The following is a 5,982-nucleotide window of genomic DNA, read 5'->3' as shown; positions in this document are numbered from 1 at the left end:
AAGGTTAAGTTCCTCGTGCAGTGTCAGAGATCGCACCTTTGTCCGGCGCTCGGTTTAACTATCCCTGTGGGTAAAGACTTCAATGTCGATGAAAACTCAATGGGATGAAAACGGTGAGCAAAAATCGGTTACTGCGCCATTATCACTGATCATTACTGCCTTTGGTCGTGTTGAAGATGTGCGTAAAACAGTAACGCCACAGCTACGCACTGATAAAGGTGAGTCATCACTATTATTAGTTGATTTAGGTGCGGGTCAAAACCGCATGGGCGCATCAAGCCTTGCACAGGTTTATAAGCAATTAGGTGATGTAACGCCTGATGTTGATAACCCAGCACTATTAAAAGGTTTCTATGAAGCAATGCAAGCGCTTGTTGCTGATAACAAGTTACTTGCTTACCATGACCGTTCAGATGGTGGTTTATTCACAACTATCGCTGAAATGGCATTTGCTGGTCACACGGGTGTAAGAGTTGACCTTGCAGGCTTAACAGGTTCAGACATCGAAGCGCTTTATAATGAAGAGCTAGGTGCGGTTATCCAAGTAGCAAACGCTGATTTAGACGCAGTGAAAGCCGTTCTTGCTGATCACGGCTTAGCAGCTATCAGCCATGAAATTGGCGCACTAAACGCTGATGACCGCGTGGTATTCACTCGTGGTGATGATGTGGTTCTTAACCACACGCGTACTGAGCTTCGTACTATTTGGGCAGAAACAACTTACCAAATGCAAGCACGTCGAGATAACCCTGAGTGTGCTAAGCAAGAGTTTGACGCTAAGTTTGACGCAAAAGACCCAGGTCTTAACGTAAAACTAAACTTTGACTTAAACGAAGATGTTGCAGCACCTTACATTGCAACTGGTGCGAAGCCGAAAATGGCTATTTTACGTGAGCAAGGTGTTAACTCTCACTTAGAAATGGCGGCGGCATTTAACCGTGCAGGCTTTGCTGCGGTTGACGTGCACATGAGCGACATTCTTGAAGGTCGTTTAACACTTGAGCAATTTAAAGGCTTAGTGGCATGTGGTGGTTTCTCGTACGGTGACGTATTAGGTGCTGGTGAAGGCTGGGCTAAGTCAATCTTATTTAATGAGATGGCGCGTGAGCAGTTCCAAAGCTTCTTCCACCGCGAAGATACATTCAGCTTAGGTGTGTGTAATGGCTGTCAAATGCTTTCAACATTGAAAAAATTAATCCCGGGCACTGAGCACTGGCCACGTTTCGTAACGAATAAGTCAGAGCGTTTTGAAGCTCGCTTTAGCCTTGTAGAAGTGCAAGAAAACCCATCGGTATTCTTTAATGGTATGGCAGGTTCACGTATGCCTATCGCTGTTTCTCACGGTGAAGGTCATGCTGAGTTCGCAAACGGTGATGCAGTTAAAGCAGCGCTTGAATCAGGTACTGTGGCAGTGAAGTTTGTTGATAACTACGGTAACCCAACAACGCAATACCCAGCTAACCCGAATGGCTCGCCAGAAGGTATCACAGGTATTACCTCTACTGATGGCCGTGCAACGGTTATGATGCCGCACCCAGAGCGTGTATTCCGTACTGTTGCTAACTCATGGCACCCAGATGAGTGGACTGAGGATAGCCCATGGATGCGTATGTTCCGCAACGCTCGTAAAAACGTTGGCTAGAACTTAGTTATGTACCTAGATATACAAGCTAGGTTCATACAAACCCTTTAAACTAAAAAGGCTGCACTATCATGTGTGGCCTTTTTGTTTATAATGATCTGAGAAGCGAGAAGCGAGAAGCGAGAAGCGAGAAGCAAGGAGAGTTTTTTGAGTTTTAAGCGAGCGTGTGTTGGGTTACTAGGTATCGTGCTAAGCATGGTGCTGTTGGCGTATCTGTTCAGGTTACCACTGACATCGTGGTATTTAACACCTATGCTCAGTAAAAATGGCGCTGAGCTTCACTGCATTGATTGGTCATTAACTCGCAAGCTTGATTTGAATATCGAGAAATTATGCTTAACCTACCAAGGGCAGCAAATTGAGTTAGCTGGCATTATTGCGAATAAGCAACAGGTTAGTATTTCTCGAGCCAATCTTATAATTAGCAATCAGAGTAATAATCACCAACCTGACACTTCACAAACTGAATTTAAAAAGCTTGCTTTGGTATTACCCGAGCAAAGACCGCTAATAAGTATTGAGCAGCTTGATGTAGTCTCACCGTTTACCCAAAATCCTGTTAGGTTGGCGATACAAGAAAAACGCCTAAATCATTTTACGATTTCGCGGGATTCAATGCTGACGTTGTAATATCTAATTATGAAGTCAAAGCCAACATCACCTTTGATGAGCAAGTGGCTGAGCGGTTCGTAACATTGCCAACAAGCAGCCATTTTACCACTCAATCACAGATTAAGTTTGATGGAATTACAGTTGCAATTGAAAGCTCAATCAATGCAAGTTATCAGCATGCTGTAGGGGAGTGTGACCTAGGTTTTGCTAGTGAAGGGCAATTGAGTGCTAAGTATCAATTAAATCAACAGCATTTATACGCGGATTTATCAGCTTTACAAAATCAACTTAGTGCAAAGCGAGACTGCTTAAACACCATCGCAGACCAGCAGCATCAATCATTTGTTGAAGCGCAGTTACCGCTTACTTGGCAGTTACACATTGAAAAACCAGTTAGTGTAGAAAGTAAGTTGCTATCAATCCCAACTGTAAAGCTGCAAGCTATAGAAGGGCAAAGTGAGGTGACAGTCAGTAATACATCCCTTTCTTTACAGGATCCGCTGGCATCACTTAATAGCCAAGTTAGCATTGATTTCAATAGTAAAGATATAGATGAGCTTAAGTTCAACGCGCATTTGCATGAAAGCAGCGTTAGCGCTGATTTTCAACTGTCGGTGGATTCACTACCTGCATTTTTAGATTTTCAGTCTGATGGCGCCTTGACTGAGGGTGTTGGGGTTAAGGGTATTGGGGCTAAAGGAAAGCTAAATATTGAAGGGTTATTTACTAGCCCTACAGCTAAACTGAAAACTAATATAAGTGTTAAAAATGCCCTAATTTCGGGTGCTCAGATAACTGATTTTAGCAGCGCAATTAACGCTGAGTATAATGCCCAGCAGCACCTCGTTGTTAAAGCTAATAGCAAGGTTAAATCATTAACTTATGATGATATGAACGCAGCAAAAATTAGCAATGAGCTTACTCTTAGTACAGATCTCAGTGTGGGGGAGTTATTTGCTGATATTGATGCCAAAACCACGGCCGCTAAATTATCAACAGCAGAGCTTAGCTTAAATAAGTTGTCTGTTGTGTCAAAAGCTCTTCAAAGCCGCGCCTTGCAGGCAACGCATCATGTGTTTGCAGATGGCTTTGAAGCGCTTGTTAGCCATCATATGTCTGAGGTTGCTCACCCATTTGAATTAGTGATACCAGAGCAGGCAGTATCCAAGCTAAACCCGATAATTGCTCAGTTTGAGCCGCTTGCTACAGTCACTGATGGAGTCGTTTCGGGCAATATAAAAGGGGATGTAAATCTTCAACAAGCACAAGGGCGCGTGCAAATAAGTAAATTCAGTGCGCTTTATAATGATTATCTAGCGAATGATTTTGCAGTGAATTTGAACGGCACGTTTAATTCAGGGCAGCTTAATATTGCAGCGACTAAATTTACACTCAATGAACTGCGCGCAGGTGCCGTGGTCAAAAATATCCAAGGTCAGTTGCAGGTAACAGCTAATCAGCCTTGCGCAGCTAATCTAACTGGTCAGGTTATGGGCGGGGCATTTGTGGTGAATAAGTTCTGCCCACTCAGTGATAACCAAACCGCGACTGTTAAATTTGAAAATATTGATGCCAGTAAATTGGTCACCCTTGATGCTGAATCAGGGATTAGCTTAAATGGGCGCTTAGCAGGCACTTTACCCGTTGTAATAAGTCAACAAGGTATCGAGGTAAAGCAAGGGCAGTTAGTTAATCAGGGTGATGGTAAATTACTGATCACTAATAATGCGGGCTTTGAAGCGGTAAAAGCGCAGCAACAAGAGCTGAGTAGCACGCTGAGTTTACTTGAGAATTTAGATATTAAAAAACTACGCAGCAGTGTTAATCTCAAACCGGATGGTTGGTTACATTTAGGTGTAAATTTAGAGGGTTATAATGAAGCGCAGCAGCAAGCAGTGAACTTTAATTATAATCATGAAGAGAATGTATTTACTTTACTTAGAGCGCTGCGTTTAAGTGATGAAATTACTCAAAGAGTTGAGAAAGAGTATGCAAAAAAAGGAAACAATGATGGCTAAGTGGTTAGTAATGCTGACGGCGGTAGGCATGCTGAGTGCCTGTACGCATCGTGTTGAGGTGGCAGCAAAAGAGCCGATTACAATCAACTTAAATGTAAAAGTTGACCATGAGATCCGCGTAAAAGTGGATAAAGAACTAGATACCTTATTCAGTGATGACAGCGAATTATTCTAAGGAGCACACATGCGTAAATTACAACTTAAAAAACTAAATGTGATCACCTTGATCAGTGCTGTTTGTTTATCTTTCTCTGCTTGGGCTATCAGCCTTGATGATGCAAAAAGCCAAGGCCTAGTGGGTGAAGACAGCTCCGGCTATTTAGGTTTAGTGGTTAATAACAGCGAAGCAAAAGCGGTCGTTGATGAAATTAATGCAAAGCGTAAAGAGCAATATTTAAAACTTGCGAAAAAGAACAATCTTTCGTTAGCGCAAGTTGAAGCCCTTGCAGCTGCTAAAACTATCGAGAAAACGAAGCCGGGTCACTACATTGAAGTGAACGGTGAGTGGGTAAAAAAATAACTCACTAAATTTAATCGCTATAAAAAACAAAAAGCCAGCATTGCTGGCTTTTATCTTTATAACGCCGGTAGGTGTTAGCGCTTATCGATGCAGTTTTGCAGCAGCTGCTGCCAAAAGTCGATGCCTTTGCGTCTTGCAAGCTTAATATTGTGCTCTGGGATCGATTCAGGTTCATCGTAGTTATCTAACGCTTCGCTCATGCTGGCTTCACGGATTAAATGCAGTGTTGGGTAAGGTGCACGATTCGTATAGTTTGCAGCATCGCAGTCATCGCTATCAGCAAATACATAGTCAGGATGAAAGTTGGCTATTTGATACTTACCTTCATAGCCTTGTGCAGCTATAAGCGCATTGGCTAAATCGACTAAATCTAAGAACTCTTCAAAATCCTTAAAGCCTTGCTCAAACATCAACAAAGTGGTTTCGCGCTCTGCAAGTTGATCTAACGCGCTACATTGCTCAAGCATATCCATTACTGCATCATCAAGCGTAATAGACTGACTGATTTGATAATGAATGCAATTGCTTTCAACTTCTTTACGGGCAAACGGGCAGAAATTGTATTTTACGATTACGCTTGATACCCATTCGCGCATTTGTATTTCTGGGCGATTCATCGCTTGCTTTGAAGTCACATTATTTCTCTATTCTATTTTACTTTTCTATCTTACTTTTCTAAGTAATGCTCAATTAAATTAACCGTTTTACTGATGGCGCCTTGATTGTTAGTAACGCATTTCTGAGCTTGCTGACCAAGCTTAATCGTCTTTTGTAGATCAGTACTCAAAGCGATAAGTGTGTCGGCAGAGGTAACTTCATCGGTAACGGTTTTAGCTCCTTGAGCACTAATAAGCTGAGATAATATTGGTCAAAGTTATAGGTATGAGGACCTGCTAATAAGCCAACAGAAAACGCTGCTGACTCTAACGGATTATGGCCGCCTCGCTCGATTAAACTACCGCCAACATAGCTGATGTTTGCCACACCATATAAGCATTGTAATTCACCTAACGTGTCAGCTAACACAACTTGTTGCTTGTTATAGTCATCTTCACTGCGACGACTAAAGCTCAAATTTGAACTTTTTAAAACTTCAGCGACTTTATCAAATTGCTCTGGGTGACGTGGAGCAATAATCGAAGGGGTAACGCTTTTAACAGCTTCTTATGAGCAGTTAAAATAAGCTGGTG

7 protein-coding genes are annotated in these 5,982 nt (G+C 42.3%); 5 read left to right on the top strand and 2 right to left on the bottom strand.

What is annotated here, in order from left to right; genetic code table 11:
* The first annotated feature begins 82 nt into the window (after positions 1-82).
* From purL to ACXAC1_RS20140, 5 genes are all read left to right on the top strand, one after another.
* Positions 83-1,642: a phosphoribosylformylglycinamidine synthase gene (gene purL, locus ACXAC1_RS20160; protein WP_475064022.1), complete on the top strand. Its 1,560-nt coding sequence runs from the start codon at positions 83-85 to the stop codon at positions 1,640-1,642.
* A 147-nt stretch (positions 1,643-1,789) separates the two neighbouring features.
* Positions 1,790-2,272 (top strand): intermembrane phospholipid transport protein YdbH family protein, encoded by a 483-nt coding sequence (locus tag ACXAC1_RS20155; RefSeq protein ID WP_475064020.1) that lies wholly within the window; start codon positions 1,790-1,792, stop codon positions 2,270-2,272.
* Positions 2,272-4,272, top strand: a complete 2,001-nt coding sequence (locus ACXAC1_RS20150) for an intermembrane phospholipid transport YdbH family protein (protein WP_475064024.1) — start codon at positions 2,272-2,274, stop codon at positions 4,270-4,272. Before ACXAC1_RS20155 ends, ACXAC1_RS20150 begins: the two co-directional genes overlap by 1 nt.
* Positions 4,265-4,447, top strand: coding sequence for a YnbE family lipoprotein (locus tag ACXAC1_RS20145; protein WP_054551055.1), 183 nt, complete (start codon positions 4,265-4,267; stop codon positions 4,445-4,447). The genes ACXAC1_RS20150 and ACXAC1_RS20145 overlap by 8 nt, the downstream gene beginning before the upstream one ends.
* 9 nt (positions 4,448-4,456) lie before the next feature.
* Complete coding sequence (locus ACXAC1_RS20140) at positions 4,457-4,792, top strand: YdbL family probable chaperone protein (protein WP_054551056.1); 336 nt, start codon at positions 4,457-4,459, stop codon at positions 4,790-4,792.
* A 74-nt stretch (positions 4,793-4,866) separates the two neighbouring features.
* Here the strand turns inward: ACXAC1_RS20140 and ACXAC1_RS20135 are convergent, their stop codons facing one another.
* Together ACXAC1_RS20135 and ACXAC1_RS20130 are read right to left on the bottom strand one after the other, a co-directional pair.
* Positions 4,867-5,427, bottom strand: a complete 561-nt coding sequence (locus tag ACXAC1_RS20135; RefSeq protein WP_475064018.1) for a DUF1415 domain-containing protein — start codon at positions 5,425-5,427, stop codon at positions 4,867-4,869.
* A gap of 148 nt (positions 5,428-5,575) precedes the next feature.
* The gene (locus ACXAC1_RS20130; protein ID WP_475064016.1) at positions 5,576-5,866 is read right to left on the bottom strand and encodes a hypothetical protein; all 291 of its coding nucleotides are present in this window, start codon (positions 5,864-5,866) and stop codon (positions 5,576-5,578) included.
* Between the last annotated feature and the right edge of the window lie 116 nt (positions 5,867-5,982).

The organism is Marinomonas sp. AWM4_232 (assembly GCF_056158325.1).
Note: the sequence above shows the minus strand (reverse complement) of the source record. Positions and strands in the feature narration are given on the sequence as shown.